The organism is Streptomyces djakartensis (genome assembly GCF_014651075.1).
GTDB lineage: Bacteria > Actinomycetota > Actinomycetes > Streptomycetales > Streptomycetaceae > Streptomyces > Streptomyces djakartensis.
Window position 1 is genome coordinate 358359 of record NZ_BMWE01000001.1, and the last position, 26503, is coordinate 384861.

Sequence of the window (26503 nt, forward strand, 5' to 3'; positions counted from 1 at the left end):
GGCTCAGATCAGGCCGAGACCGCGGACCGCCTCGCGCTCCTCCTCGAGCTCCTTGACGGACGCGTCGATCCGGGCGCGGGAGAACTCGTTGATCTCCAGGCCCTGGACGATCTCGTACTTGCCGTCCTTGCAGGTGACCGGGAAGGAGGAGATCAGGCCCTCCGGGACGCCGTAGGAGCCGTCCGACGGGATGCCCATGGAGACCCAGTCGCCCTCGGCGGTGCCGTTGACCCAGGTGTGGACGTGGTCGATGGCGGCGTTGGCGGCGGAGGCGGCCGACGAGGCGCCGCGGGCCTCGATGATGGCGGCGCCGCGCTTGGCGACCGTCGGGATGAAGTCCTCGGCCAGCCACTTCTCGTCGTTCACGACCTCGGCGGCGTTCTTGCCGGCCACCGTGGCGTGGAAGATGTCCGGGTACTGGGTGGCGGAGTGGTTGCCCCAGATGGTGAGCCGCTTGATGTCGGCGACCGTGGAGCCGGTCTTCTTCGCGAGCTGGGTCAGGGCGCGGTTGTGGTCCAGACGGGTCATCGCGGTGAACCGCTCGGCCGGTACGTCGGGCGCGGCGGCCTGCGCGATGAGGGCGTTCGTGTTGGCCGGGTTGCCGACCACCAGGACCCGGACGTCGTCCGCGGCGTGGTCGTTGATGGCCTTGCCCTGCGGCTTGAAGATGCCGCCGTTGGCCTCCAGCAGGTCACCGCGCTCCATGCCCTTGGTGCGGGGGCGGGCGCCGACGAGCAGGCCCACGTTCGTGCCGTCGAAGGCGACGTTCGGGTCGTCCGTGATGTCGATGCCCTGCAGGAGCGGGAACGCGCAGTCGTCCAGCTCCATGGCCGTGCCCTCGGCCGCCTTCAGGGCGGGCGTGATCTCCAGCAGGCGCAGCTTCACCGGCACGTCCGCGCCGAGCAGCTGACCGGAGGCGATGCGGAAGAGCAGGGCGTAACCGATCTGGCCGGCCGCGCCGGTGACGGTGACGTTCACGGGAGTGCGGGTCATGGCGTTCTCCGTATGACAGCTGGCGGTAGGGGCGTCCCTGCCCCGGACATTTGATCGATCTCTTGGCGTCAAGAGATCGACCCGGCGGTCAGGCTATCGCGCATCCGGGATTCCGGACGGCCGGGTCGGTGTGGCCCAGCCCACAGCCTGCCACCCCTGCGTACAAGAGGCGGCCGCCCGTCCGGGAGAGAGGGACGAAGGCGGCCGCCTGAGGGGGTACCGACCAGGCCGGACTCCCGTGGGGGTACCGTCCGCCTGCCCCCGATTCCGGTGGGCATGCCTCCCCTTGTGGATTTCGTCGCCGGGCCGGGCGGGAAGGGTTCGTCCGGTTACTCGGTGCAGCCCTGTCCCCCGGCCGCGAGCGTCGCGCAGGCCCTGGCTTCGGCGGCGTTCTTCACGGCCACCATCGGGGTGTACGCGATCGGGTCCCCGGCCTCGGTGATGCTGCCGGTCTGCTTCGCCTCGCCCGCGCTGATCCGGACCTCGTCGCCCTGGGCCGCCTGGGTGATGCGCCCCCAGGCCGCCTTGCAGGTCTCGCTGTAGCGGACTTCCACCGTGGTGGTGCCGACCGTCGCCGTCCGCGCCGTGGTCACCAGGTCACCGCTGCACCCCATGGCCTCCGCGTCCTTGCCGGTGCAGCTGTCTCCGCTGCACTTCACGCCGGGCGGCAGGTCCGGGTCCTTGCTGGCGATGGGCGAGGGAGACTCGGCGGCTCCCTTGGCCTCGTCGTCGCCACCGCCGCCGGTCAGGTAGAACGCGCCGGTGATCACGACGAGGACGCCCACGACACCCGCGACGAACGTCGTGATCCGCCGCTTCGCCCCCGATCCTGCGGAGCCGCCGGAGGCCCCGGCGCCGGCCGGGACGGCGTCCCGCGGCGGCGCGCCGTGCGAGCCCGCCACGGCACCCCGCGTCGGGGCAGGACCGCCTGGCGCCGCGGCAGAGGTCCTGGGCCCCGAACCGCTCTCGGTGCCCGTGCCTCTGCCGGAGCCGCCGCCGGGCCCCGCGCCCCGTCCGCCCGTCGGTGACGGGCCCTTGTACCCGGCGAGCCCCCACGAGTTGACCTCGGTCGCGCCGCCCCGGTCGCCGTCCTCCCGCACACCGCCCGTGGTGGAGTCCTGCACCTCGGGGGCCGTCGGTTGCACCGGCACCGTCGGGGAGACGCCGGCCGGGCCCGCGATGCCCGGCGTGACCGTGGTGCTGCCGCTCCGGCGGGCCGTCTTGCCGCCGCCCGCGGAGGCCGACCTGCCCTCGCCCTTGGAGCCGGACGAGGCACCGCCGAAGTCCTGCCCGCCGAACTCCCCGAGCGCCGCACGCGCCTGGGAGATCCGTATGGCCTCCATCGTCATGTCGTGCCGCATCTCGGAGCGGCTCCAGGCGCGCTCGGCGAGCTCCCACATGGTGGTCAGGTGCACCGGGTTGGTCTCGGTGACCTCGGCCAGGGCCACGATCGCGCCCTTGGGCGCGAGCAGCCGGCCGTTCAGATAACGCTCCCAGGACGTCTTGCTGTATCCCGTGCGGTCCGCCACCGACGCGATGCTCAGACCGCTGCGGTCCACGAGCCTGCGCAACTGGCTGGTGAACTCCCTGATCTGCGGATCGAGCTCATCGGGCAAGGCCTTCCAACGAGGCATTGCTTCCCCCCTCTTCCCCCCGGTTCGTGCTGATATTTCCCGCGCTGTTCGCCCCGCGCGCCGGCGGCCCTGGCCGAGTCCCCGTTCTGGCTACCCACAGGGATGCGCACACTCAGGATCTCAGTTCCCGGGCAGGGGGCGCACAGAAGCGTGGCGACCGCGCGCGATACTCCCTGGACCGTCCCGATTGTCCATGCCAACCCGCTGTCGCACCACTTCGTCCGGAATCAGGCAGGGGACGTTCCGGAACCGTCACTTCCGTGCCACAGCGTACGGACAGGCGTTGATCAGGCCGTTCGCGGTGCACGAGGGTGGGGCGTGGCGGCGGCCCGTCCTTCCTCGGGGGAGAGTACGGGCCGCCGTTCGCTCATTCGTTCGTGACGGTGAAGTGCAGCGTGTCCTTCAGGAACGGGAGCTGCAGCCACGGCTTGGGCTGCGCCATGAGCGCCAGCATGACGATCACCAGGCCCATCACGGCGTACGTGGCGATGTCCGTGAAGCGGGAGCGGACGGCGAGCATGCCGACGTCCGGAAGCAGCCAGCGCAGCGCGCCGCCGCCCAGCAGTGCGACACCGATCATCAGCGTCCCGATCCGGAACTGCCCGAACGCGGTCACCAGCAGTCCGAGTCCGACCAGCCCCAGAACGGCGAGCACGGGCCACTGCCGGGCCGGCGCGGGCGCGTCCCCGGGGGCCGCCCGGCCACCGCCCTCGGGCCTCGCGGTGTCCTTGGTGAACAGCGGGAACCGCCGGGTGACCCGCCGCGGCCGCCCCTCTGCGTCGGGAGCGCTGACGGGGTCCCGGACGGTGAGCTCGCCGGAAGCCTCCTGGGCATCCGCGTCGGTGTGCCTGTCCGGAGCGTCCTCACCACCCGCGGCGCCCGGGGTGCTCGGGGCGCTCTGCGCGGTCCCACCGTGCGCCGTCCCGGCGCCCGAAGTGGCCTGCGCGGCTTTGGCGTTCCCGGCGCCGCGGGCGGCCTCCGCGCTCTGGGCACCCTGCGCCGCCCCCACGCCCGGAGCGCCCTGGCTGCCCGCGGTACTCCGGGCGCTCCCCGCGGCGTTCCGCTCAGCCGACACTGCGCTCCGCCGCCTCGACCACGTTGACGAGCAGCTGGGCGCGGGTCATCGGTCCGACCCCGCCGGGGTTCGGGGAGATGAAGCCGGCGACCTCGGCCACGTCGGGGTGGACGTCGCCCACGATCTTGCCCTCGGCGCTGCGGGAGACACCGACGTCGAGGACGGCCGCGCCCGGCTTGACGTCCTCGGCGCGGATCAGATGGGCGGAACCGGCCGCGGCGACGATGATGTCCGCGCGCTTCAGGTGCGCCGAGAGGTCGCGCGTGCCGGTGTGGCACTGGGTCACGGTCGCGTTCTCGCTGCGGCGCGTGAGCAGCAGCGGCATCGGGCGGCCGATGGTCACGCCGCGTCCGACGACCACGACCTCGGCGCCCTTGATCTCCACGCCGTACCGCCGGAGGAGGGTGAGCACGCCGTTGGGGGTGCAGGGCAGCGGGGCCGGCTCGTTGAGGACCAGGCGCCCGAGGTTCATCGGGTGCAGCCCGTCCGCGTCCTTGTCCGGGTCCATCAGCTCGAGGACGCGGTTCTCGTCGATGCCCTTGGGCAGCGGCAGCTGGACGATGTAACCGGTGCAGGCCGGGTCCTCGTTGAGCTCGCGCACGACCGCCTCGATCTCCGCCTGCGTGGCGGTGGCGGGCAGCTCGCGCTGGATCGAGGCGATGCCGACCTGCGCGCAGTCACGGTGCTTGCCTGCGACGTACTTCTGGCTGCCGGGGTCGTCCCCGACCAGGATCGTGCCGAGGCCGGGCGTGACGCCCTTCTCCTTCAGCGCCGCCACGCGGGCGGTCAGATCGGACTTGATCGCGGCTGCGGTGGCCTTGCCATCGAGAATCTGGGCGGTCATGGCACCCATCCTCGCGGATGACCCGCCCACGGTTCCAATCCGGCCACAATCCGGGCACCCGGGGCTCCGTCCCCCCGTATCCCCCCAAGACCAGTGATGTTGCACTTGCACAACACATCAGGAATGTGGCTGGACAAGCCCGTCACTGGTGAAGAACGATGACACGACAAGTGCCGCGGGCAGTTCAACGGGGGGACGGCCGCAATCTGAAGATCTTTCCTCCGCCATGGATGCCGCGCGTCGTCCCCGCACTCGGACCAACGGAGGAAAGTCCGCCATGAGCTACGGCGACCCGAACAACCCCTACGGCGCGCCCCAGGGGCAGCAGCCGCAGCAACCGGGCTACGGCTACCCGCAGCAGCAGGGCCAGCCGTCCGGTTACGGCTACCCCCAGGCCCCTCCGGTGTCCCCGTACGGCGGTCCCGCCGCGCCCACCACCATGCCGGGCTCGGTGAGCGCGGCCCGCGTGATGCTGTGGGTCATCGTCGGCCTCCAGGTCATCGGCGTGGCGCTCTTCGCCTTCGGTGCCATGGCCCTCGACGCCGCGAAGGACGACGAGTCCCTCCGGGACAACACCGCCTTCCAGGATCTGGTCGGTGACTCGACCGGCCTGATCTGGGGCTACGTGGTGTTCGGCCTGGCCTGGCTGGTGTTCGCGGCCGTCCTGGCGACGAAGTTCAAGAACGGTGGCAACGGCGCCCGCGTCACGATCCTGGTCTTCGCCATCATCACCGCCGTCCTCGGCATCTACCCGTTCGTCATCGTGGGTCTGGTGCACACCATCCTGGCCATCCTGGTCGCGGTGTTCGTCGGCAACGCGAACGGCAAGGCCTGGTTCAACCGCCCCCGTTACTGAACGGCCCGGTGGGCCGGACCGGTTCACGCCAGTCACTTCCAAGGGCCGTGTCTCACCCTTTCGAGGGGGGCACGGCCCTGGTGCGTCGCCCTAGTCTGACGGTGGGAGCTGTTCAGGCACGGGGAGAACACCTTGTACAGCATCGTCGTGGTACCTCCGCCGACCACGGAGGACGAGCGAGACCGCCCCCGGATCGGATCCACGCCGGGTGGGACGGCCCGGTGACCGAGCCCTACGCCGTGCCCGTACCGAGGGGGTACCGGGTCGGCGTCTGGGAGGTGCGCGAGCCCATCGCGACCGGCGCGTTCGGCAGTGTGTACGCGGCTCAGCGGCACGGGGACAGCACGGAACTTCCCCGCACGGCCGCCCTGAAGTTCCTGCCCACCGGCACGGCCACGCCCCGCCGGCTGGCGCATCTGCGGGAGCTGATCGAGCGCGAGGTCGAGCTGTACCGGCGGCTGCGGCATCCGCGGCTGGTGCGGATGTACGAGACGCTGACCGTCGACGACCCGGGCCGTCCGGAGCTGGACGGCGCCACCGTCCTCGTCCTGGAACGGGCCGAGAAATCCCTGTCCGCGCTGCTCGCCGCCGTGCCCCGGCCCGCCGCCGGTCCCGTGCTGCTCGCCCAGATCTGCGAGGGCCTGGCCCAGTTGCACGGCGCCGGCTGGGTGCACGGCGATCTGAAGCCCGCCAACGTACTGCTGATGGCGGACGGTTCGGTCCGGCTCGCCGACTTCAACATGGCCGCCGAACTGGAGGGCACCCACGCCTACACGCCCGCCTTCTCCACGCCCGACTACACCCCGCCGGAACTGCTGTGGGCCGAGATCGGCGAGCGGGGCCGCCGTATCCGCCCGTCCGCCGACGTGTGGGCCTTCGGTGTCCTCGCCCACCTCGTCCTCACCGGCTCCTTCCCGCTGCCCGGCGCCACCCCCGCCGCCCGTCGCGACGCGGCGGTCGCGTACGCCCGGGGCGCCGACGAACTGCGTCTGTCGCCCGGACTGCCCGACGACTGGCGGCAGATCATCACCGCCTGCCTGAGCCGCACCCACCGGGGCCGTGTCTCCGGAGAGGCGTTGCTGCGCCGTGTCGAGGCTGCCGCGGGCACCGGCCACCGTGCCTTCCGCCTGCCCCGGCCGCACCCGGTCCGCCGCCTCGGCCGCACGTCCCTGGCGGCGATCGTGACCGCCGCGGCGACCGCCCTCGCCGCCCTGGCCTACGGCATCAGCGTCTGGGCCGCCGGCGCCCCCGGCAGCGGCGGCAGCGGCTCCGGCGCGTCCGCGCACGTCTCCGCCGCGGCCTACGGCGCCTCCGAGCTCCGCACCGACCGGGGCATTCCGCCCGCGTACCGCCTGCTCATCGTCGAGACGGCACACGACTGCGACCAGAAGGACGTCACGCCGGTCCTGATCGCCGCCATGCTGAAGGCGGAGAGCGACTTCGACCCGGACCTCTCGGACCCCGGCAACGACGAGTACGGGATCGCCCGCTGGACCCCGCGCGTGCTGCGCTGGTGGATGAACGAGGACGGCACCCCCGGCGAGACCGTCCCCCAGCCCCCCTTCCCACCCGCCGAGTCCATCCCGGCGATGGGCCGCTACCTGTGCTGGATCGCCCCGCGTCTGGACGCCCGCGTCCCGGGGGACCGCCGGGTCCTGATCGCCGCCGCGTACCGGACGTCGTACGCGACGGTGAACAAGGCGGGCGGCGTGCCGTCGCACGTGCGCGGATACGCCGACCGCATCGCCCACCACCTCCAGGAGTACGCGCCGCCCGGCAGGCGGTGAGTGCCTTCAACTCCCTGCGGCACACGGCCGGTTGGCGGCACCGCTCACCGCGGTGAATACTCCGCTCCCCCGATCCGGGCACGCGGCCCCGGCCCTGCCGCTGACCGCCCCGGCCTTCGCCGCGGAATCGGCGCCCGCGGTCTCCGCGGCGTCATGCCGCGCCGGGCCGGTACGGCGTGGGGAGCGGGCCGGAGGTGCTGCCGGCCCGCTCCGCCGTCGGCGTCGCGTCAGTGCCGGTGCCGGTGCCGGTGCCGGTGTCAGTGGAAGAAGTGGCGCGTGCCGGTGAAGTACATGGTGATACCGGCCTTCTGGGCCGCCTCCACGACCAGTTCGTCACGGACCGAGCCGCCGGGCTGGACCACTGCCTTCACGCCGGCCTCGGTCAGGATCTCCAGGCCGTCCGGGAAGGGGAAGAAGGCGTCGGAGGCCGCGTAGGAGCCCTGCGCGCGCTCGCCGCCCGCCCGTTCCACCGCCAGCTTCGCGGAGTCGACGCGGTTGACCTGCCCCATGCCGACGCCGACCGAGGCGCCGTCCTTGGCGAGCAGGATGGCGTTGGACTTGACGGCCCGGCAGGCCTTCCACGCGAAGGCGAGCTCCGCCAGCTCCTCGGCGCTCAGCGCCTCGCCCGTCGCCAGCGTCCAGTTGGCCGGGTCGTCGCCGTCGGCCTGGAGCCGGTCGGTGACCTGGAGCAGCGCGCCGCCGTCGATCGGCTTCACCTCGACGGGGGCCGTGGGGCCCTCTGGGCAGCGCAGCACCCGGATGTTCTTCTTCTTGGTGAGGGCCTCCAGGGCGCCGTCCTCGTAGTCCGGCGCGACGATGACCTCGGTGAAGATCTCCGCGACCTGCTCGGCCATCTCCTTGCTGACCGGGCGGTTGACGGCGATCACGCCGCCGAACGCCGACAGCGGGTCGCAGGCGTGCGCCTTGCGGTGCGCCTCGGCGACGTCCGCGCCGATCGCGATGCCACAGGGGTTGGCGTGCTTGATGATCGCGACGCAGGGCTCGGCGTGGTCGTACGCGGCACGGCGGGCGGCGTCCGTGTCCGTGTAGTTGTTGTACGACATCTCCTTGCCGTGCAGCTGCTCGGCCTCGGCCAGACCGCCCGTCCCGGAGACGTAGAGGGCCGCGGGCTGGTGCGGGTTCTCGCCGTAGCGCAGGGTGTGCTCGCGCTCCCAGGTGGCGCCGAGGAAGTCGGGGAACCGGGAGTCGTCGACCGGAGCGTAGGAGGAGGCGAACCATGAGGCCACCGCGACGTCGTAGGCGGCCGTGTGCTGGAAGGCCTCGGCGGCGAGGCGCTTGCGGGTGGCGAGGTCGAAGCCGCCGCTCCGGACGGCCTCGAGCACGTCGGCGTAGCGGGCCGGGCTGGTGACGACCGCGACCGAGGGATGGTTCTTGGCGGCGGCGCGGACCATCGAGGGGCCGCCGATGTCGATCTGCTCGACGCACTCGTCGGGAGAGGCACCCGAGGCGACGGTCTCGCGGAACGGGTAGAGGTTGACGACGACCAGGTCGAACGGCTCGACGCCCAGCTCGGCGAGCTGCTCTCGGTGACTGTCCAGGCGCAGGTCGGCGAGGATGCCGGCGTGCACGCGCGGGTGCAGCGTCTTCACACGGCCGTCCAGGCACTCGGGGAAGCCGGTGAGCTCCTCGACCTTGGTGACGGGGACGCCGGCAGCGGCGATCTTCGCGGCCGTGGAGCCGGTGGAGACGAGTTCGACACCGGCCTCGTCGAGCCCGCGCGCGAGGTCCTCGAGCCCGGTCTTGTCGTAGACGCTGACGAGCGCCCGGCGAAGGGGCCGCTTGTTGCTCTCGGCGGTCACTGGATAACTACCTTTCGTCCCTCGATGCGATAGCCGTTGCGGGCCAGGCGCCCCACGACCTCGACGAGCAGCCTTCGCTCGACTTCCTTGATGCGCTCGTGCAGAGCGCCTTCGTCGTCCTCGTCCCGGATTTCCACCACGCCCTGCGCGATGATCGGTCCGGTGTCGACGCCGTCGTCGACGAAGTGGACGGTGCAGCCGGTGACCTTGGCGCCGTACGCGAGCGCGTCCCGCACGCCGTGGGCTCCCGGGAAACTGGGCAGCAGGGCGGGGTGGGTGTTGACGAACCGTCCGCCGAACCGGGCGAGGAACTCCTTGCCGACGATCTTCATGAACCCGGCGGAGACGACGAGGTCGGGCTCGAATGCGGCGACGGCGTCGGCGAGCGCGGCGTCCCACTCCTCGCGGCTGCCGTGGTCCTTGACCTTGCAGACGAAGGTCGGCAGCCCGGCGCGCTCGGCGCGGGCCAGCCCCTCGATGCCCTCGCGGTCGGCGCCGACGGCCACGACCTCGGCCCCGTACTCCTGCGCGCCGGTGGCGGCGATCTCGTCGAGGAGCGCCTGCAGGTTGGTGCCGGATCCGGAGACCAGCACGACGAGGCGCTTGGCGCGCGGGGCCACGGGCTTGGCGGCCACGGTGGTGGGCCTTTCTCGGGGGAGCTTGGGTCCAGGCGGCCGACCCGGGCGTCTTGTGCGTTCATACGAATGCTTCGCGTCCCCGGATACGGGGAAGCCTACGAACCGGTCGACCGTCAGCAACGATACCGGCACACCGGGCGGCCCCCACGGGACGGGGGCGTGGCCGGAAGGTAGCGTCTGGGCGGAGCCGGTTCGGGAACGCCGTCCGGACGTGGCGCGTTCAGGAGATGACGGACCCGGAATCCGGCCCGTTCCTGTCCTGTCCATCCAGTCCCACTCAACTCAGTCCTACTCACCGACGGGAAGACGCTCACCTGATGCCGGACCGCAGTCTGCGACTCCTCACGTTCCCCCCGCTGTCGGCACAGGGAGGGGAGCGCGGCAGCGTGCTGCTGCGGGAGCGCCCCAGCTCACCGCCCGACGCGCCGTCGAGCGGTGACGGGCGGGAGGGCGGCTCCAAGGAGGACAATCCCTTCGCCCCACCGCCCGAGGGCACGCCGGACCGGCCCTGGCAACCGCGGCACCCGTCGGGCGACGACTCCCAGAACGGCGACGAGCGCGAGCGCTCCCCCTGGGGCAGTCAGTGGAGCGACCGGCAGCCCGGCCGCTCCCCCGGCGGCTTCGGTGAGCGCCCACGCGGCGGTCCCCAAGGGCAGGGCGGCCAGGGCGGGCCCGACCCGCGCCGGGATTTGACGGACCCTGCCCAGCGCCGCGCGCGCTACGCGCTGCTCTCGGGCATGTGGGCCTTCTTCTTCGCCCTCTTCAGCTGGCCGTACGTGGCACTGCTGCTCGGCGCGCTCGCCCTCTACTGGGGCATCAGCGCCCTGCGCGCGAAGCCCCGCAGGACCGATCCGGACTCCCCGGCCCCCGAGCCTTCGGGCCGCCCTCAAACGACGGCGGCCGTGAGCGGGCTGGTGACGGCGTCCCTGGCGATCGTTCTGGTCGCCGTGACCTTCACGGCGCAGCTGGTCTACCGCGACTACTACACGTGCATGAACGACGCCCTCACCAACCAGGCCGAGCAGTCCTGCGCGGACCTTCTGCCGAAGGAGCTGCGGGGGTTCCTGGAGACGAACGGCTGACGGTTCCGTCGCTTCACTGACCGTCCGGTTCCGGGGCGGCGTCCGGGCGGGGTGCGGAGTCGCTCCGCCGGTGGTCCTCGACGGCCGGGCCGGCCGTCAGGAAGCCGTACGGTTCGTACTCGGTGTCGTCCTGGCCCTGGCCCTTGCCCTGGTCCTGGCCCTGGTGGCGGAACGAGACGTCGTAGTCGAAGGGGGCGTAGGGGGCGTAGGGGGCGTACGGATCGTAGGGGTCGCGGGGCTCCTCCGGCGCGGGATCCGAGGTCCCCGGTGCCGTGCCCCGGCGGCTCCGCGAGGTGTCGGCCTCACCGGGCCGTTCGGCCCCGGTACGGGTGAACCAGCCGCGGCCCGACCCTGAGCCCTCGCGCGGTCGCCGGCCCCGGTGAGCGTCCCCTTCCGGCGTCCGCTCCCCTCGCCGTCCGCCGTCCCCCGGCCCCTCCTCCCCGGGCGTCCGGCATCGCCAGGCCCGTACGGCCACCGCCGTGGGAACGGCCACCAGCAGCATCCAGGCCAGCGACGCCGCCCCCACCTGCCACCACACCGGTCCGAAGCGGGCCAGCAAGGCGCCCCCGAGCGGCCCGCCCGACAGCGCGGCGAGACCGGTGAGCAGGGCCGCGCACAGCACCGCGGCCACTCCGGCCGCACGGGCGGTGCGCCCCGCCGACCAGGCGACGCCCCGCCCATGGCCCGGTCCGGTCCCGCCGCGTTCACCCGGCACCGCCCCCCGTGCCACGACCCGGCCGACCACCACCCCGGCGATCAACGGCACGACGCCGGCCATCCAGTGCACCGGCCGGCCCTCACCCGCCTCCGGTACCGCCGCCAGCAGCGGAAACGACGGCAGGAACGGGGCCGGCGCGGAGGACAAGGGGCCGACCGCGTGCCCGGCGCCCAGGGCGAAGCCGGGCCCGAGCGCGTACGCGGCGCCCCACACCGCCGCGTTCGGCACCAGGGCCGCACACAACAGCAGCACCGCGAACCGCCCCGACCAGCCCTCCGTCAGCCGGAGCAACGACCCCTGTGCCGTCGCACCGTGCACCACCAGCGACACGACCACCAGCAGCGCGCCGCCCCCGAGGAGCACGGCGAGCCCGGCCGCCACGGCCCGGGTGGCGACGCCCGGGCGCCCCCCGGGGCCGAGGACCAGCGGCCGTACGGCCGCCGGCACCACGCCCAGCAGCCGCCGCAGCGGCCCGCCCGGACGGCCGTACGCCGACCACACTCCCGCCGCCGCCGCGAGGACGGCGACCAGCGGTACGCACACCCCCGCCCACACGCACGACGGCCGCAGCGGGCCGCCGGCGGCGTACAGGGCGGCGGCCACGGCGACGGCCAGGTAGCCGAGGACGACGCCCGCCCACGCCGTACGGGCGGAGGCCGTCGGCGGCCCCGCGACCACGTCGACGGCCCCGGCCTCGTCCCCGAAGCCGTCGCCCCCGCTCCCCGGCCCGCCGTTCGCCGTGTCCCGCCCCGCCCGGTGCAGCAGCCAGGCCGGCAGGGCGAGCAGCAGCAGGGGCGCTACGCCCACGGGGGCGGGCACGCCGGAGAGCGTGTCGGTGCGGACCAGCTCGGCCCCGTGCGCCAGGAGCCACAGCGCCGCGGCCACGTGCAGGGCACCGCCGGGTCCGCTGTCGGGGTACGGCGAGGTGATCCACAGCATCGTCACCAGTACGGCGAACGACGCGAGCCCCAGGCCCGCCGCGGCCGCACCGCCGACGACGGCGTCGGCGAGTCCGGGCGAACGGCCGCGCAGCCGGGTGAGCAGGGGCGACGACGAACGACGGCGAACGGTCATCTCGGTCACGCCCGCCATGCTGCCAACGACACGCGCTTTCCCGTCGTAACAAGCGAACTACCGCTGTGTCGCTCAATATACGTTTATGTACTTTTCTGTACCGAGGGGCGCCCTGTGACACTGGGCGAGAACGCGAGGCGCGGGGCCGGCGGCAGCACGCTCGCCGAACGGAACGAGGACATCCGTTTTCTGACAGCCGATCAGGCCTTCGACGCGTTGTACTCCTGCTGCGCCCCGGCCCTGGTCCGGCAGACCTATCTGCTGACGGGCCGTCGTGAGCTGGCCCGGGAGGCGGTCGAGCGGGCCTTCCACACCGCCTGGCAGCGGTGGCCCGAGGTGGCCCGCGACCCCGACCCGGCGGGGTGGGTGCGCGCGGTGGCGTACGACTGCGCCCTCTCCCCGTGGCACCGGTTCCGCCTCCGTCACCGGCACCCCGAACCGCCGCCCTCCAACGCGTTCGACCGCGCGCTGATGGAAACCCTGCTGATGCTCCCGCCCTCGTACCGCCGCACCCTGCTGCTGTACGACGGAGTCGGTCTCGGCCTGCCGGAGACCGCGGCGGAGACGGAGGCGAGCACCCGCGCGGCCGCGAACCGGCTGATGCACGCCCGTGAGGCGGTCGCCGAGCGGCTGCCGGAGCTGGCGGATCCGGAGGTGCTCCACTGGCGGCTGGTCGAGCTGGCCTCCGCCGTACGGCTGCGGGCCGGGCGGCCGCTGGTCGTGCGGCACGGCGGTGAACGCCGGGCCCGTCTCTGGACCCGGGCCGCCATCGCGTTCACGACCGTCCTCATCGGGACGACGGCGCTCACCGTACGCACCGCACCGACCCGCTACGAGCCCCCGGTGCCCGCCGGAGAGACCGTCCAGGGCGTGCCCCCGCCGGTCGCGCCCGGACCCCTGTCGGAGTCGGAGCGGCAGCTGCGGGAGAAGCTGCGCACGGAGCAGCGGGGCGAGGCGGACCGCTTGCTGCCGCAGCCACGCTGACAGCGTGCGACGGGCTGACGACGTCCGATGTCACAGCAACAGCGGTGGGCCCGCCCCCCTTGCCGGGGGCGGGCCCACTGTCAGTCAGGAGTCGCCGAGCCGGCGACGCCGTGCTCAGCTGCCGAGAATGGCGCGCGCCAGCTTGGCCGTCTCGGTCGGCGTCTTGCCGACCTTGACGCCGGCGGCCTCGAGGGCCTCCTTCTTGGCCTGGGCGGTGCCCGAGGAGCCGGAGACGATGGCGCCGGCGTGGCCCATGGTCTTGCCCTCGGGGGCGGTGAAGCCCGCGACGTAGCCGACGACCGGCTTGGTCACGTTGTCCTTGATGAAGGCCGCGGCCCGCTCCTCGGCGTCGCCGCCGATCTCGCCGATCATGACGATCAGGTCGGTGTCGGGGTCGTCCTGGAAGGCCTTCAGGGCGTCGATGTGGGTGGTGCCGATGATCGGGTCACCGCCGATGCCGACGCAGGTCGAGAAGCCGATGTCACGCAGCTCGTACATCATCTGGTACGTCAGCGTGCCGGACTTCGAGACCAGGCCGATGCGGCCCGGCTTGGTGATGTCGGCCGGGATGATGCCGGCGTTCGACTGGCCGGGGGTGATCAGGCCGGGGCAGTTCGGGCCGATGATGCGGGTCTTGTTGCCCTTCTTGCCGGCGTAGGCCCAGAACGACGCCGTGTCGTGCACCGCGATGCCCTCGGTGATGACGACCGCGAGCGGGATCTCGGCGTCGATGGCCTCGACGACCGCGTCCTTGGTGAACTTCTCCGGGACGAAGATGACCGAGACGTCGGCGCCGGTCTTCTCGATGGCCTCCTTGACGGAGCCGAAGACGGGTACCTCGGTGCCGTCGAAGTCGACGCTGGTGCCCGCCTTGCGGGGGTTCACGCCACCGACGATGTTGGTGCCGGAGGCCAGCATGCGCTTGGTGTGCTTCTGGCCCTCGGAGCCGGTCATGCCCTGGACGATGACCTTGGATTCCTTGGTGAGGAAGATAGCCATGGTGTTGTGTGACCTCGTCCCTTACTTCGCGGCAGCAGCCAGCTCGGCGGCCTTGTCGGCCGCGCCGTCCATGGTGTCCACGCGCTGCACGAGCGGGTGGTTGCGGTCGTCCAGGATCTGGCGGCCCAGCTCGGCGTTGTTGCCGTCCAGACGCACGACCAGCGGCTTGGTGACCTCCTCGCCCTTGGACTCGAGGAGCTCCAGGGCCTGCACGATGCCGTTGGCGACGGCGTCGCAGGCGGTGATGCCGCCGAAGACGTTGACGAAGACGGACTTGACGTCCGGGTCGCCGAGGATGATCTCCAGGCCGTTCGCCATGACCTCGGCGGAGGCGCCGCCGCCGATGTCGAGGAAGTTGGCGGGCTTGACGCCCTTGTGGGCCTCACCGGCGTACGCGACGACGTCCAGGGTGCTCATCACGAGACCCGCGCCGTTGCCGATGATGCCGACCTCGCCCTCGAGCTTCACGTAGTTCAGGCCCTTGGCCTTGGCGGCCGCCTCGAGCGGATTGGCGGCGGCCTTGTCGTGGAGCTCCTCGAACTCGGGGTGGCGGAACTCGGCGTTCTCGTCGAGCGACACCTTGCCGTCGAGGGCGATGACGTCACCGGAGGCGACCTTGGCCAGCGGGTTCACCTCGACCAGGAGGGCGTCCGACTTGACGAAGGTGTCCCACAGCTTGATCAGGACGTCCGCGACCTTGTCCGCGACCTCGGCCGGGAACTTGGCGGCGGCCACGATCTCCTGGGCCTTGGCCTTGTCGACACCGTCGATGGCGTCGATGGCGATCTTGGCGACGGCCTCCGGGCGGGTGGCGGCCACCTCCTCGATCTCCATGCCGCCCTCGACGGAGGCGATGGAGAGGAAGGTGCGGTTGGCGCGGTCCAGCAGGAAGGAGACGTAGTACTCCTCCAGGATCTCCGGAGCCGTCTCGGCGATCATCACCTTGTGGACCGTGTGGCCCTTGATGTCCATGCCGAGGATGTCCGTCGCGCGGGCGACGGCCTCGTCCGCGGTGGCGGCGAGCTTCACGCCACCGGCCTTGCCACGGCCGCCGACCTTCACCTGGGCCTTGACGACGGACTTGCCACCGAGGCGCTCGGTGGCTGCGCGGGCCGCCTCAGGCGTGTCGATGACTTCACCGGCCAGCACCGGTACATCGTGCTTGGCGAAGAGGTCCCTCGCCTGGTACTCGAACAGGTCCACGCGCTTCCGTCCCTATCAGTGATCGCGGTTCGTTGGATGCGTGGGCGTGCCGCGAAGGGCAACGTGACGTCCGCATGTGTCACAAGGGAGGCGCACACGGTGTCCGAGCGCGCGGCATGTCCGTCTCGCAGGTTATCCCCGCTTGCGGAGCCGCTCTAAATCGAGGGTCACACCTGAGCGGTGATACCTGTCACATGATGCCGCGCTCTCTGGCACGGCGTGCCTGAGATGAGGGACCTCACCGGGCTGGGGTTGGCCCGGTGAGGTCCGCCTGACACCGCCGGAGGTGCGCGCAGGTCCTGGTCGGGGCCTGTCTCTCCGGGGCGTGGGGCGGCCGGTCCCCACCCCTATGGGGACCGGCCGCCCCGTCCGCGAGCCATCGCGGCCTCGGACGACCGACGGTTTTCGGCCGCCCGGGGCCGATGCCTCGCGGAGTCGGGGGGTGAGGGCGCAGTGCGCCTGGGCTAGCCGGGGAAGAGGGGGATGTCCCGGTGGCGCTCCCGGACTTCGGCCGCGTGGGAACGGGCCACGGCGTCGGACACGAGTCTCAGCGGCGCGCGGAGGCCCGGAGCGACGGCGTGCGCGTCTGCGTGGCGTGGAGTGCCGTTGTCGGCCATGGCACGGTGGCCGAGCGCGCCGTCGGGGCGGCCGGGGTGCGCGGGGCCGCCCGGGGCGGGTCCGACGTGCTGTGCACGTCTGTCGCCGTCTGGGCGGCTCGCGGCGAGTACGTGATCGGCGCAGGCGGCTCGGCGGTACGCGTCGCCGCCGGGTGCCTTGGCGTCCGCCGCGGCGGCGGTGCGGCGCTCGGACCGGGCGGCCGTGCGGGGCGCGTCAGCCGACGGTGCCGTCACCTCGCCCAGGACGGCAGGCTCGTCCGTGACCGGGGCGGGGAGCGGACTGCCCGGGAGACCGGGGCGGCTCGGCACTTCGGGGAAAGCAGGCGCTCCTGGCAGGGCACCGACGCCTTCGGGGAGCGGGGGCGGAGGCGGGGTACCGGGGAGCCCGGGGAGCCCGGGGAGCTCGGGGAGCTCGGGGAGGATGGACAGCTGGGGCAACGCCGGCAGGGCGGACAGAACTGGAAGCTTCGGCAGCGCCGGCCGGTCGGGCGGCAGTCCCGGAAGAACCGGAAGCTCGGCCAGCGCCGGCGGTTCGGTCGGAACCAGAAGCTCCGGCACCATCGGCCGTTCGGGCAGCACCAGAAGGACCGGAAGCTCGGGCAGCGCCGGCGGTTCGGTCGGAACCAGAAGCTCCGGCACCATCGGCCGTTCGGTCGGGGCTGCCGGTTCCGGCTGGGTCGGCGGTTCTGGCGAGGTTGGACGCGTCGGTGACTTGGGCGGCGGGGGCGAAGACGGCGAGGGCTCGTCCGCCCGCAGATCCCCCAGCCGCCTGCTCACGGCCTCCCCGGCATCACCGGCCACCCGCACGGCCCGCTCCCCCGCGGCTCCCACTATGCGGCCACGGCCGCCTGCCGACTCGGAACGAGGACCCTTCGGCTCACTCCGGTCGGCCGGGGTGTGCGCGTCAGGCCGGACGTGGGTCCGCTCATCGCCGACGACCCTCGCCACCGTGCTGTCCGCCACCCCCCGCACGGCATCCGCCGCGCACGCCCGTCCCGCGCACAGCAACCCGAGGACGAACATCCCGCCCGCCAGCAGCGCCCCCTGGAACGCCCGCCGGAGCGCACGCCGTCCCGCCGCCGTACGCAGCATGCGCACGGCGGCACCAGGCAGGACTGCTGACCAGGTCAAGAGGGGGAGCTTCCTCCCGTGCGGCGGAACGAGTCGGCACAACGCGGTACTGCCCGGCGCCGCGCGACGCACCGCCGAGCAGGCGCCGATCCTCGCACGGGAGTGCGGAGGTCGCGCAAGCCCTTACCGACCGATGGGCCGTCATATCCGTTGCCCGGGACGAGACAGGGCGACGGCGCGTCGACCTGACATCGCGTCACGCGACGTCCGGTATCGGCAGCGGACGCTTCTCGATCGCCGCCGCCATCACCTCCGGGAAGAGATCGGGCGTACAGGCGAAGGCCGGCGCCCCCAGCGCGGCCAGCGCGGCAGCGTGCTCCCTGTCGTACGCCGGCGCGCCCTCGTCCGAGAGGGCCAGCAGTGTCACGAACTGCACCCCCGACGCCTTCATCGCCGAGACCCGCTTGAGCATCTCGTTCCGTATGCCCCCTTCATAGAGGTCGCTGATCAGCACGACCACCGTCTCCGCGGGCCGGGTGATCTGCGACTGGCAGTAGGCGAGTGCCCGGTTGATGTCCGTGCCGCCACCCAACTGCGTTCCGAACAGGACGTCGACGGGGTCGTCGAGCTGGTCCGTGAGGTCGACGACCGCCGTGTCGAAGACGACGAGTCGCGTGGAGATCGTCCGCATCGAGGCGAGCACCGCTCCGAACACCGATGCGTACACGACCGATGCCGCCATGGATCCCGACTGGTCGATACAGAGGATGACCTCCTTCTTCGTGGACTGGGATGCCCGCCCGTATCCGACGAGCCGCTCCGGCACGACGGTCCGGTACTCGGGCAGGTAGTGCTTGAGGTTGGCCGCGATGGTGCGGTTCCAGTCGATGTCGTGGTGGCGGGGCCGGTTGATACGGGCGCTGCGGTCCAGCGCGCCGGTGAGGGTGGCCCGGGTGCGGGTGGCGAGCCGCCTCTCGAGGTCCTCGACGACCTTGCGCACGACGGCCCGTGCCGTCTCCTTCGTCGTTTCCGGCATGGCCTTGTTGAGGGACAGCAGGGTGCCGACGAGGTGCACGTCGGCCTCCACCGCCTCCAGCATCTCCGGCTCCAGCAGCAGCGTGGCGAGACCGAGCCGGTCGATGGCGTCGCGCTGCATGACCTGCACGACGGAGGACGGGAAGTACCTCCGGATGTCCCCGAGCCAGCGCGCCACGGACGGGGCCGAGGCCCCGAGCCCCGCTGAACGTTCCCGGCCCGACTGCGGCTTCTCCCCTTTTCCGTAGAGCGCGGTGAGGGCTCCGTCCATGGCCGCGTCCTGTCCGGAGAGCGCGCACCCGGTGCCGTCCGCAGCGCCGCCCCCGAGCACGAGCCGCCACCGCCGCAACCGCTCCTGCGCCGGGCCCGTCTCCACCACCTCGGCCGTCACTCGTGACCTCCCCTGCTCGGTCGTTCCCACAGCGGGATCACCGGCACGGTCGCCACCGGCCGTCGTTCGATCCTCGGTCCGTTTCCGCCGGTGTCCCGCATGTCCGGCCTCGCCGCCGGTCTCCTCGGCCCCTGCGCCGTCATCCCGTCACCCCCACCAGATCGGTGTCGCCGATGTCTTCCTCCACTTCGTCCAGCCCGAGCAGCAGCCGCACGACCGGCAGTACGGCGTCCGCGCGCGCCTGGTCGAGACCGGCAGCGAAGCCGGGTATGCCGGGGCCGGTTCCTGTCGCACCGCCCGCCGCTCCCGGCCCTCGCCGGACCAGTTCGCCGAGGGTGCGGCGCACCCCGGGCTCATACGCCGAGAACGTCCGCCGCAGCAGGGGCAGCACGTCCGTGAACGCCTCCGCCGGTACGCCGGTCAGCCATGCGTCGACCAGCCCGAGCAGCCGCTCGTCGTGCACCAGGAGCATCCCGCCCCCGGGGCCTCCTCCGACGAAGCCCTCGATCCACGCGGCGGCGTCGGCTGGGGGCGTGCCCGGCGAGAGGACGAGCCCCATGAGCCGCGCCGCGTCCTCCTGGGCCAGCTCCCCGTCGTCGAGCAGGAGACGCACGGCACGCCCCCGGATCACCCCGGGCACGGTGTCCCGCGCGCCCAGTACACGCAGCACCGAACGCCACCGGACCCTCAAGTGGTCCTGTCCCGCCGCGGGAGCGTCCTGCAGAAGTCCCACGGCACCGTGAACGGCGTCGACATGGCCCCGCATCTCCTGCGCCGCGTCCGCGTCGAGCGCGGCGCACGCGGGCGGAAGGCCGACGAAGACCCGTTCGGCCAGGCCGGCGGCGACCTCTGCCAGAGCCCCGGTGTCCGTACCGCGCACATCGCCGTAGCGCAGGGCACGGACCAGAGCCGGCAGCGCCCGGGCGAGGTGCCCGACGTCCGCGTCGAGGGCCGCACGGTCGGCGAGGATCCGCATCACCACGGGCAGAGCGTCGGAGAGTTCGGCCAGCAGGCAGCGCTCGGCGAGCGCGGTGACGTCGGCGAGCCCCTGCGCCGCGACGGCGTCCGCCTCGGCCTTGGCGGTCGCCGCGGACAGTACCGTCGTCCCCCATACCCCCGCCTCGGCGACCCGCACCGACAGCTCGGGCTCCCAGCGCAGCCGCCACGTCTCCCGGAACGTGCCCGTACTGCCCCGCGAGGCGGCCGGTTCCCCCCAGGCGACCCCGAGCAGCCGCAGCCGGTGCAGCAGTCTGCTGCGAGCGGCGTCGTTCTCCTTGCGCAGGTCGAGCTCCAGTTCCCGCTCCAGCGCCTCGGGTTTCAGCCGCAGCCGGCGCTGGAGACGGGCGAGGTCCCGCTGCAGCGGAACCGCCGGCGCCGCCGACGGCACCTCCCCCAGCACGTCCCCCACGACCAGCCGGTCCTGGACCAGCGCCAGCGGCACGTCCGAGCCCTCGCACATCACCGCCCGCACCGCGTCGGTCGTCTCGCTCAGGCCGGGCAGCGGACGGCCGCGCATCGCGGCGAGCGTCTCGGCCAGCCGCACCGCCTCGATGACGTGCGCGGAGGAGACGATCCGGTCCTCGGCGCGCAACAGCCCCGCCACCTTGGTCATCCACCGCTCGACCGGCCGGTCCGGCGCAGTGAACAAGTGCCCGTACCAGCCCGGCGATTCGATGCCGGCGCCGTACCCGCTGAACCTCGACAGCCTGCGGTGGGTCCACGGCACCCAGGTCATGTCCGTCTTGACCTTGGCCAGCCCTTTCAGCAGCGCCTTGTCGGCTGCCACGGTCGCCTTCTGCCGCAGCGCGGGCACGTGCCAGGCCCCGCACACGACGGCCACGCCGTCCTCGAACTCCCGCTGCGCGGCCCTCACCTGGAGCCGCATGTACGCCTCCCGCACCAGGTCACGGTCGTGTCCCCCGCTGCCGTAGGTCTCCCGCAACGCCCCCATGGCCTCCTCGAGCACGGTGAACGGCGCGAGCGCGTCCCCCTTCCCCGCGCCCCGGTGCTCGACGACGTCCTCCCACCAGCGCTCCGGGTCGTCGTAACCGGCGGCCTCGGCGAGCACACCGAGCGGGTCGATCCGCACGTCGGCGGAGGCGGGAGCGGAATCGGGGCCGGCGGCGGAATCAGGGCCGGCGGAATCGGGGGCGGGCGCGGAGTCACCGGCGGCGTCGGTGTCCAGGGGGCGCTCGCCCGCGACGCCCGCCTCGCCCTCCTGCCTTCCCCAGGCCAGCGTGTGGGTGGCCGGCAGGTCGATGAAGCGGGCCGGGACCTCGTGGTCCTGGGCCCAGCGGATGGCGACCCACTCGGGGGAGAACTCGGCCAGCGGCCAGAACGCCGAGCGGCCGGGTTCGTCCACGGCATGGGCGAGCAGCGCGACCGGCGGCCGCATCTCCTCATCGGCGGCGAGCGGAATCAGGGCGTCGGCCTCCGGCGGCCCCTCGATCAGCACGACCCGCGGCCGGGCCTCCTCCAGCGCCGCCCGCACCGCTCGCGCCGATCCCGGCCCGTGATGCCGCACTCCGAGCAGCAACGGCCCTGCCCCGGCCCTCCGGCTCACAGCGCTTGCCCCGCCCGTCACTTCGCCCCCCTCGCGATCCCGATGTACCGGCAGAGACCTTCAGCAACCGTCCCCCCGCCCTCCAAGGCCTCCGGCCGCGTATCGCTCACACGCTCACCTCCCGGCAGGCCCGGTAGAAGTCCTTCCAGCCGTCCCGCTCACGGACGACCGTCTCCAGGTACTCCTGCCAGATGACACGGTCCGCCGCCGGATCGCGGACCACCGCGCCGAGGATGCCCGCGGCGACGTCTCCCGGCCGCAGCACGCCGTCGCCGAAGTGGGCCGCCAGGGCGAGTCCGTTGGTGACAACGGAGATCGCCTCGGCCGTGGACAGCGTGCCGCTGGGTGACTTGAGCTTCGTGCGCCCGTCGGCCGTGACCCCGTCGCGCAGCTCGCGGAAGACCGTGACGACACGGCGGATCTCGTCCAGGCCGTCGGGCGCGGCCGGCAGGTCGAGGGAGCGGCCGATCTGGTCGACGCGGCGCGAGACGATGTCGACCTCGGCCTCCGGGCTCTCGGGCAGCGGCAGCACGACCGTGTTGAAACGGCGGCGCAGGGCGCTGGACAGCTCGTTGACCCCGCGGTCCCGGTCGTTGGCCGTGGCGATCAGGTTGAAGCCGCGGACCGCCTGGACCTCCTGGCCCAGCTCCGGTATCGGCAGCGTCTTCTCGGAAAGGACCGTGATGAGCGTGTCCTGCACGTCGGCCGGAATGCGGGTCAGCTCCTCGACGCGGGCCGTCATTCCCTCGGCCATGGCCCGCATGACCGGGCTGGGCACGAGGGCGTCACGGCTCGGGCCGTGGGCGAGCAGCTGCGCGTAGTTCCAGCCGTAGCGGATGGCCTCCTCCGGGGTGCCGGCGGTGCCCTGCACGAGCAGCGTGGAGTCGCCGCTGACCGCCGCGGCCAGGTGCTCGGACACCCAGGTCTTCGCCGTGCCCGGGACGCCGAGCAGGAGCAGGGCGCGGTCGGTGGCGAGCGTGGTGACGGCTACCTCGACGATGCGGCGCGGGCCCACGTACTTCGGTGTGATCACCGTGCCGTCCGGCAGTGTGCCACCGAGCAGGTATGTCGCGACGGCCCACGGCGACAGCTTCCAGCGGGCCGGGCGCGGACGGTCGTCCTGCGCGGCCAGCGCTGCGAGTTCGTGGGCGAAGGCGTCCTCGGCGTGCGGTCGCAACGCCTGGGCCGGCTCCGTCTCCTCCGCTTCGGCGGATGTCGGCTCAACGGACACAGTCATGGCAAAGTCCCCCTCCAGCTCGGCCGGTTCGGATCTGGCGTCCACGTTGCACCACGCCACTGACAATGCGTTCCGACCTGCGCAAACGCCCCGCCGAGACCGTTCGCGGACCCGATTGTCAGTGGCGGGATCTACCTTCGGTGGCATGACTCAGCAGGGGGTGCGCTGGACCACGGACCAGGTGCTGGCACTGGCGCCTGACGCCGCATCACGCAAAGCGGGCAGCAAACTCGGCACGGCGGGGCCGTGGACCGAGGCGGGCAGTTCCGACGAGGGGACGGTGTGGGGGCTGTGCAAGGGCAGCGGAAGCAAGCCGTATCAGACGGTCGTCGACATCGCGGACGCCTCCGGGCCCGCGTACAAGTGCAGTTGTCCGAGCCGCAAGTTCCCGTGCAAGCACGCTCTCGGGCTGCTGCTGCTCTGGGCGGGCGGCGGCGGGGCGGTGCCGGAGGGCAAGGCACCGGAGTGGGCCGCGCAGTGGACAGCGGGCCGGCGCGAGCGCGCCGGGGTGAAGAGGGCCGGGGGCAGCCCGGGGTCGCCGTCCGGGTCCGCTGATCCGGAGGCGGCGCGGCGCCGGGCGGAGCGCCGGGCCGAGCGGGTCACGGCGGGTGCGGTGGAGCTGGAGCAGCGCCTGGCCGACCTGGTGCGCGGCGGTCTGGCGACGGCGGAGCAGTCCGGCTACGGCCTCTGGGAGGAGACGGCTGCCCGGATGGTCGACGCCCAGGCGCAGGGTCTTGCCGGCCGGGTCCGGGAGTTGGGGGTCATCCCGTCCACGGGGCCGGGCTGGCCGGTGCGGCTGCTGGAGGAGTGCGCGTTGCTGCATCTGCTCGGCCAGGGCTGGCTGCGCCGCGAGCGGCTGCCGGCCGGGCTCGCCGCCACGGTCCGTTCGCGGATCGGTCTGCCGGCCTCCGCGGACGGGCCGCCGGTCCGGGACCGCTGGCTGGTGCTCGCCCAGTACGACACGGCGGACGCGCGCCTGACGACCCGCCGGATCTGGCTGTACGGCGCCGGCACACGGCGCACGGTGCTGCTCCTCTCCTACGGTGTGGCCGGCCGCGCCCCGGAGCCGGCGCTGCCGGTGGGGCTGACCCTGGAGGCCGAGGTGTGCTCCTATCCGGGCGCGGGGCAGCCGCGGGTGGCCCTGGGCGAACGGTTCGCCCCGCCCGCGCCGGCGCGGATCCGTCCGCAGGGGGTGACGACGTCCCGGGCGGCGGCTCGTTACGGCGACGCCCTGCGCGACGATCCGTGGCTGGAGTCCGTCCCGGTGACGCTGGACCGGGTCATCCCCACCCCCGACCGCGACTCGTGGCAACTGGCGGACGCCGACGAGGACGCGGCCTTGCCGCTCACTCCCGCCGCGCGCTCCCGGCCCGGCCTGTGGAGGCTCGTCGCCCTGTCGGGCGGCGCCCCGGTCAGAGTCTTCGGCGAATGCGGCCACCAGGGTTTCAGCCCGCTGACGGCCTGGCCCGACGGCCCGGGCGAGGCGGTGGCGTTGTGCTGAGGCGACGGCGCTCCCGCGTCTTCGGCCCGGCTCACCCTGCTCACGAATCCGCGCATTCTTCAGGCAACACGGGACAACCGATCAGGGTGAGTCTTCAACCACCCACGGGCGTCCCACGGAAAGGACCCGCATGAACAGGACTTCCGCTCCTGTAGGCGCGCCCGCCGCGGGCGCCTGGGAGGGACTGGTCACCACGGCGCTGCTGGGCACGGACCGGCGCAGCACGCCGGGCGCCGGACCGGGGCCCGAGGCGCCGGTGGCCCTGCTGGACGCGGCGGCCGTGGAGACCGTACGACGACGGGCCGGCCTGCGCCCGGCGCGGGCGGCGGAGCGTCCGCGACCGGCCCCGGAGGACCCCCGTCCACCGCTGCCGCCGGCGGCCGCCCGCAGACTGGCGATGCTGCTGGCCGACCGTCCCGGCGTGTCCGGGGGCGGACGCCGCGGGGCCGCGCCCGACCTGATGGAGTTGCTGCCGCAGTGGCTCGCTGCGGCGAACGCACGGGGTTTCGCGCCGCCCCCGCAGGTGCTGCCCGCGCTGCTGGACGCGGCCCGGGGCCGTACCGACCTGCGCCCGCCGGTGCTGGAGTTCGCTGGGCCACGGGCGCTGTGGCTGGCGCGGCTGAACCCCGACTGGCGGTTCGCCCTGCGCTCGGCTCCGGGCGGCGGAGCGGCCCTGCCGCACCTCGAGGACGACGACACGGTCCGGCGGTTGTGGCAGGAAGGCCTGTTCGCCGAACGGGTCGCCCTCCTGTCCGCCCTGCGCTCCCGCCAACCGTCCGCCGCACGGGACCTGCTGGCGACGACGTGGGCGACGGAACGGGCCGAGGACCGGCTGATGTTCCTCGACTCCCTGCGCTCGGGCCTGGGCCCGGAGGACGAGGCGTTCCTGGAACAGGCCCTGGCCGACCGCAGCCGCAACGTCCGGGCGACGGCGGCGGAACTCCTGTCGGCGCTGCCCGGTTCGGCGCTCGCCGGGCGGATGGCGGTCAGGGCCGAGGCGTGCGTGGCGGTCGACCGCACACAGAGCACGCCGGCCATCGCCGTCGAGGCGCCGCACGAGTGCGATCCGGGCATGGAGCGCGACGGTGTCGTGGCGAAGGCGCCCGCGGGCCGGGGCGAGCGGTCCTGGTGGTTCGGCCAGTTGGTGGAGGCGGCACCGCTCGCGACGTGGTCACGACGGCTGGGCGGGCGGACGCCCCGCGAGATCGTGGCGCGGCCGGTGGCGGACGGCTGGCAGGGCGAACTGCACGCGGCGTGGTGCCGGGCCGCGGTGCGTCAGCAGGACGCCGAGTGGTCGCGGGCGCTGCTGGGAGAGCCGTCGGCGCCGGAGGCGGGCGGTCCGGGCGCGGTGTCCCTGGCCGAACGCGCCAAGCTGCTCGGCACACTGCACGCCGATGAGCGGGCCGAGTGGGTCGCCGGTTTCATAGCGACGCACGGCTTGTCCGAGGCATTCCAGCTGCTCGGGGTGTGCGCGGTGCCGTGGGCGGCGCCGCTCGGCCGGGCGGTGGTGGACGCTCTCAACATCGCTCGGGACGCGGGGAGTTATCCATGGAGTTTCAGCGGAGTCATGGGCCTGGCCGAGCGCTGCCTCGACCCGTCCGAGGCCGGCCGTCTCGACGCGCTGCTGGCCGTACCGGACGAACCGGAGAGCGCGTCGCCCGGCGCCGGCGGCTACTGGGCGGAGTCCTTCCAGCGCCTGGCCACGACGCTGCGCCTGCGCGCGGCGATGGCCGAGGAGCTGGGAGCGCCGTAGTCCCGGCCGGTGCCTCGACCGACGTCCGCACCGTGGTGAGGGACGCGGCGAGGTCCCGGGCTCACGCCGGCCGCCCTCCGGCGGCGACGAAGGTCACGGCGCGCCCGCGCCCGCGCCCGCACCCAGGCCTATGCCTATGCCTATGCCTGAGCCGGCTGGCGTGCGTTCGCTCGGACCCAGTCCACGATCGACGCCGTCGTCGCGCCGGGCGTGAAGATCTCCGCGACGCCCTTCTCCTTCAGCAGGGGGATGTCCGCCTCGGGGATGATTCCGCCGCCGAAGACCAGGATGTCCTCCGCGTCACGCTCCCTGAGCAGGTCGATCACCGCCGCGAAGAGCGTGTTGTGCGCGCCGGAGAGGATGGACAGCCCGATCGCGTCGGCGTCCTCCTGAAGCGCGGTGTCGACGATCTGTTCGGGAGTCTGGTGGAGTCCGGTGTAGATGACCTCCATACCGGCGTCGCGCAGGGCCCGCGCGATCACCTTGGCCCCGCGATCGTGACCGTCGAGCCCCGGCTTGGCCACCACCACGCGGATCGGACCGGCTGCCACACCCATCACTGCCTCCATGAAGCGACTACATCCATCCGTATCGACAAGTACCGCACACATCGCGCGCGCCGTACACG

20 protein-coding genes are annotated in these 26503 nt (G+C 73.1%); 6 read left to right on the forward strand and 14 right to left on the reverse strand.

Annotated features, from left to right (window positions below):
• Nucleotides 1-3: 3 nt before the first annotated feature.
• The 4 genes from IE212_RS01650 to IE212_RS01665 all read right to left on the reverse strand — a co-directional run bounded on the left by IE212_RS01650 (nt 4) and on the right by IE212_RS01665 (nt 4546).
• Entirely contained in the window at nt 4-993 is a 990-nt protein-coding gene (locus IE212_RS01650) for a malate dehydrogenase (protein ID WP_190195844.1), read from the reverse strand.
• 329 nt (nt 994-1322) lie between these two features.
• The gene (locus tag IE212_RS01655) at nt 1323-2609 is read right to left on the reverse strand and encodes a helix-turn-helix domain-containing protein (RefSeq protein WP_229863981.1); all 1287 of its coding nucleotides are present in this window, start codon (nt 2607-2609) and stop codon (nt 1323-1325) included.
• A 385-nt stretch (nt 2610-2994) separates the two neighbouring features.
• Complete coding sequence (locus IE212_RS01660; RefSeq protein WP_190195846.1) at nt 2995-3636, reverse strand: DUF3017 domain-containing protein; 642 nt, start codon at nt 3634-3636, stop codon at nt 2995-2997.
• A gap of 55 nt (nt 3637-3691) precedes the next feature.
• Nucleotides 3692-4546, reverse strand: coding sequence for a bifunctional methylenetetrahydrofolate dehydrogenase/methenyltetrahydrofolate cyclohydrolase (locus tag IE212_RS01665; RefSeq protein WP_190195847.1), 855 nt, complete (start codon nt 4544-4546; stop codon nt 3692-3694).
• Nucleotides 4547-4823: 277 nt separating this feature from the next.
• Between IE212_RS01665 and IE212_RS01670 the strand changes: the two genes are divergently transcribed.
• Nucleotides 4824-5402: a hypothetical protein gene (locus IE212_RS01670; protein WP_190195848.1), complete on the forward strand. Its 579-nt coding sequence runs from the start codon at nt 4824-4826 to the stop codon at nt 5400-5402.
• Nucleotides 5403-5623: 221 nt separating this feature from the next.
• Nucleotides 5624-7189, forward strand: coding sequence for a protein kinase domain-containing protein (locus IE212_RS01675; protein ID WP_190195849.1), 1566 nt, complete (start codon nt 5624-5626; stop codon nt 7187-7189).
• A 257-nt stretch (nt 7190-7446) separates the two neighbouring features.
• Here the strand turns inward: IE212_RS01675 and purH are convergent, their stop codons facing one another.
• A complete protein-coding gene (gene purH / locus IE212_RS01680) occupies nt 7447-9009 on the reverse strand; it encodes a bifunctional phosphoribosylaminoimidazolecarboxamide formyltransferase/IMP cyclohydrolase (RefSeq protein WP_190195850.1) in 1563 nt (520 codons plus the stop codon).
• Nucleotides 9006-9644, reverse strand: a complete 639-nt coding sequence (purN, locus tag IE212_RS01685; protein WP_190195851.1) for a phosphoribosylglycinamide formyltransferase — start codon at nt 9642-9644, stop codon at nt 9006-9008. The genes purH and purN overlap by 4 nt, the downstream gene beginning before the upstream one ends.
• A 320-nt stretch (nt 9645-9964) precedes the next feature.
• Between purN and IE212_RS01690 the strand changes: the two genes are divergently transcribed.
• A complete protein-coding gene (locus IE212_RS01690) occupies nt 9965-10729 on the forward strand; it encodes a hypothetical protein (protein WP_190195852.1) in 765 nt (254 codons plus the stop codon).
• A 13-nt stretch (nt 10730-10742) separates the two neighbouring features.
• Here IE212_RS01690 and IE212_RS01695 read toward each other — a convergent pair whose 3' ends face one another.
• Nucleotides 10743-12386, reverse strand: coding sequence for a cell division protein PerM (locus tag IE212_RS01695; RefSeq protein WP_373301313.1), 1644 nt, complete (start codon nt 12384-12386; stop codon nt 10743-10745).
• Here IE212_RS01695 and IE212_RS01700 point away from each other — a divergent pair.
• Entirely contained in the window at nt 12303-13505 is a 1203-nt protein-coding gene (locus IE212_RS01700) for an RNA polymerase sigma factor (protein ID WP_373301314.1), read from the forward strand. The genes IE212_RS01695 and IE212_RS01700 overlap by 84 nt on opposite strands.
• Nucleotides 13506-13619: 114 nt before the next feature.
• On the opposite strand, the gene sucD is transcribed toward IE212_RS01700, so the two are convergent.
• The 6 genes from sucD to IE212_RS01730 all read right to left on the reverse strand — a co-directional run bounded on the left by sucD (nt 13620) and on the right by IE212_RS01730 (nt 22621).
• Nucleotides 13620-14504, reverse strand: a complete 885-nt coding sequence (gene sucD, locus IE212_RS01705; RefSeq protein ID WP_190195854.1) for a succinate--CoA ligase subunit alpha — start codon at nt 14502-14504, stop codon at nt 13620-13622.
• A 21-nt stretch (nt 14505-14525) separates the two neighbouring features.
• Complete coding sequence (sucC, locus tag IE212_RS01710) at nt 14526-15707, reverse strand: ADP-forming succinate--CoA ligase subunit beta (protein WP_190195855.1); 1182 nt, start codon at nt 15705-15707, stop codon at nt 14526-14528.
• A 464-nt stretch (nt 15708-16171) separates the two neighbouring features.
• Entirely contained in the window at nt 16172-17455 is a 1284-nt protein-coding gene (locus tag IE212_RS01715; protein ID WP_190195856.1) for a hypothetical protein, read from the reverse strand.
• Between the two features lie 196 nt (nt 17456-17651).
• Entirely contained in the window at nt 17652-18821 is a 1170-nt protein-coding gene (locus IE212_RS01720; RefSeq protein WP_190195857.1) for a VWA domain-containing protein, read from the reverse strand.
• Between the two features lie 139 nt (nt 18822-18960).
• Complete coding sequence (locus IE212_RS01725) at nt 18961-21405, reverse strand: DUF5682 family protein (protein WP_190195858.1); 2445 nt, start codon at nt 21403-21405, stop codon at nt 18961-18963.
• A gap of 85 nt (nt 21406-21490) precedes the next feature.
• A complete protein-coding gene (locus IE212_RS01730; RefSeq protein ID WP_190195859.1) occupies nt 21491-22621 on the reverse strand; it encodes an ATP-binding protein in 1131 nt (376 codons plus the stop codon).
• 145 nt (nt 22622-22766) lie between these two features.
• On the opposite strand from IE212_RS01730, the gene IE212_RS01735 reads away from it, so the two are divergent.
• On the forward strand, nt 22767-24122 hold the full coding sequence (locus IE212_RS01735) for an SWIM zinc finger family protein (RefSeq protein WP_190195860.1): 1356 nt from the start codon (nt 22767-22769) through the stop codon (nt 24120-24122).
• A 130-nt stretch (nt 24123-24252) separates the two neighbouring features.
• Entirely contained in the window at nt 24253-25875 is a 1623-nt protein-coding gene (locus IE212_RS01740) for a DUF5691 domain-containing protein (protein ID WP_190195861.1), read from the forward strand.
• A 140-nt stretch (nt 25876-26015) separates the two neighbouring features.
• Here the strand turns inward: IE212_RS01740 and icmB are convergent, their stop codons facing one another.
• Entirely contained in the window at nt 26016-26432 is a 417-nt protein-coding gene (icmB, locus tag IE212_RS01745; protein WP_190196157.1) for a coenzyme B12-dependent isobutyryl CoA mutase small subunit, read from the reverse strand.
• Nucleotides 26433-26503 lie beyond the last annotated feature (71 nt).

Excerpts from the sequence above, each read along its gene's own strand:
- IE212_RS01650 (WP_190195844.1), bottom strand. The coding sequence starts at position 993 with ATGACCCGCACTCCCGTGAACGTCACCGTCACCGGCGCGGCCGGCCAG.
- IE212_RS01665 (WP_190195847.1), bottom strand. The coding sequence starts at position 4,546 with ATGACCGCCCAGATTCTCGATGGCAAGGCCACCGCAGCCGCGATCAAG.
- IE212_RS01670 (WP_190195848.1), top strand. The coding sequence starts at position 4,824 with ATGAGCTACGGCGACCCGAACAACCCCTACGGCGCGCCCCAGGGGCAG.
- IE212_RS01690 (WP_190195852.1), top strand. The coding sequence starts at position 9,965 with ATGCCGGACCGCAGTCTGCGACTCCTCACGTTCCCCCCGCTGTCGGCA.
- IE212_RS01695 (WP_373301313.1), bottom strand. The coding sequence starts at position 12,386 with ATGCTGTGGATCACCTCGCCGTACCCCGACAGCGGACCCGGCGGTGCC.
- sucD (WP_190195854.1), bottom strand. The coding sequence starts at position 14,504 with ATGGCTATCTTCCTCACCAAGGAATCCAAGGTCATCGTCCAGGGCATG.
- IE212_RS01730 (WP_190195859.1), bottom strand. The coding sequence starts at position 22,621 with ATGACTGTGTCCGTTGAGCCGACATCCGCCGAAGCGGAGGAGACGGAG.
- IE212_RS01735 (WP_190195860.1), top strand. The coding sequence starts at position 22,767 with ATGACTCAGCAGGGGGTGCGCTGGACCACGGACCAGGTGCTGGCACTG.
- IE212_RS01740 (WP_190195861.1), top strand. The coding sequence starts at position 24,253 with ATGAACAGGACTTCCGCTCCTGTAGGCGCGCCCGCCGCGGGCGCCTGG.
- icmB (WP_190196157.1), bottom strand. The coding sequence starts at position 26,432 with ATGGGTGTGGCAGCCGGTCCGATCCGCGTGGTGGTGGCCAAGCCGGGG.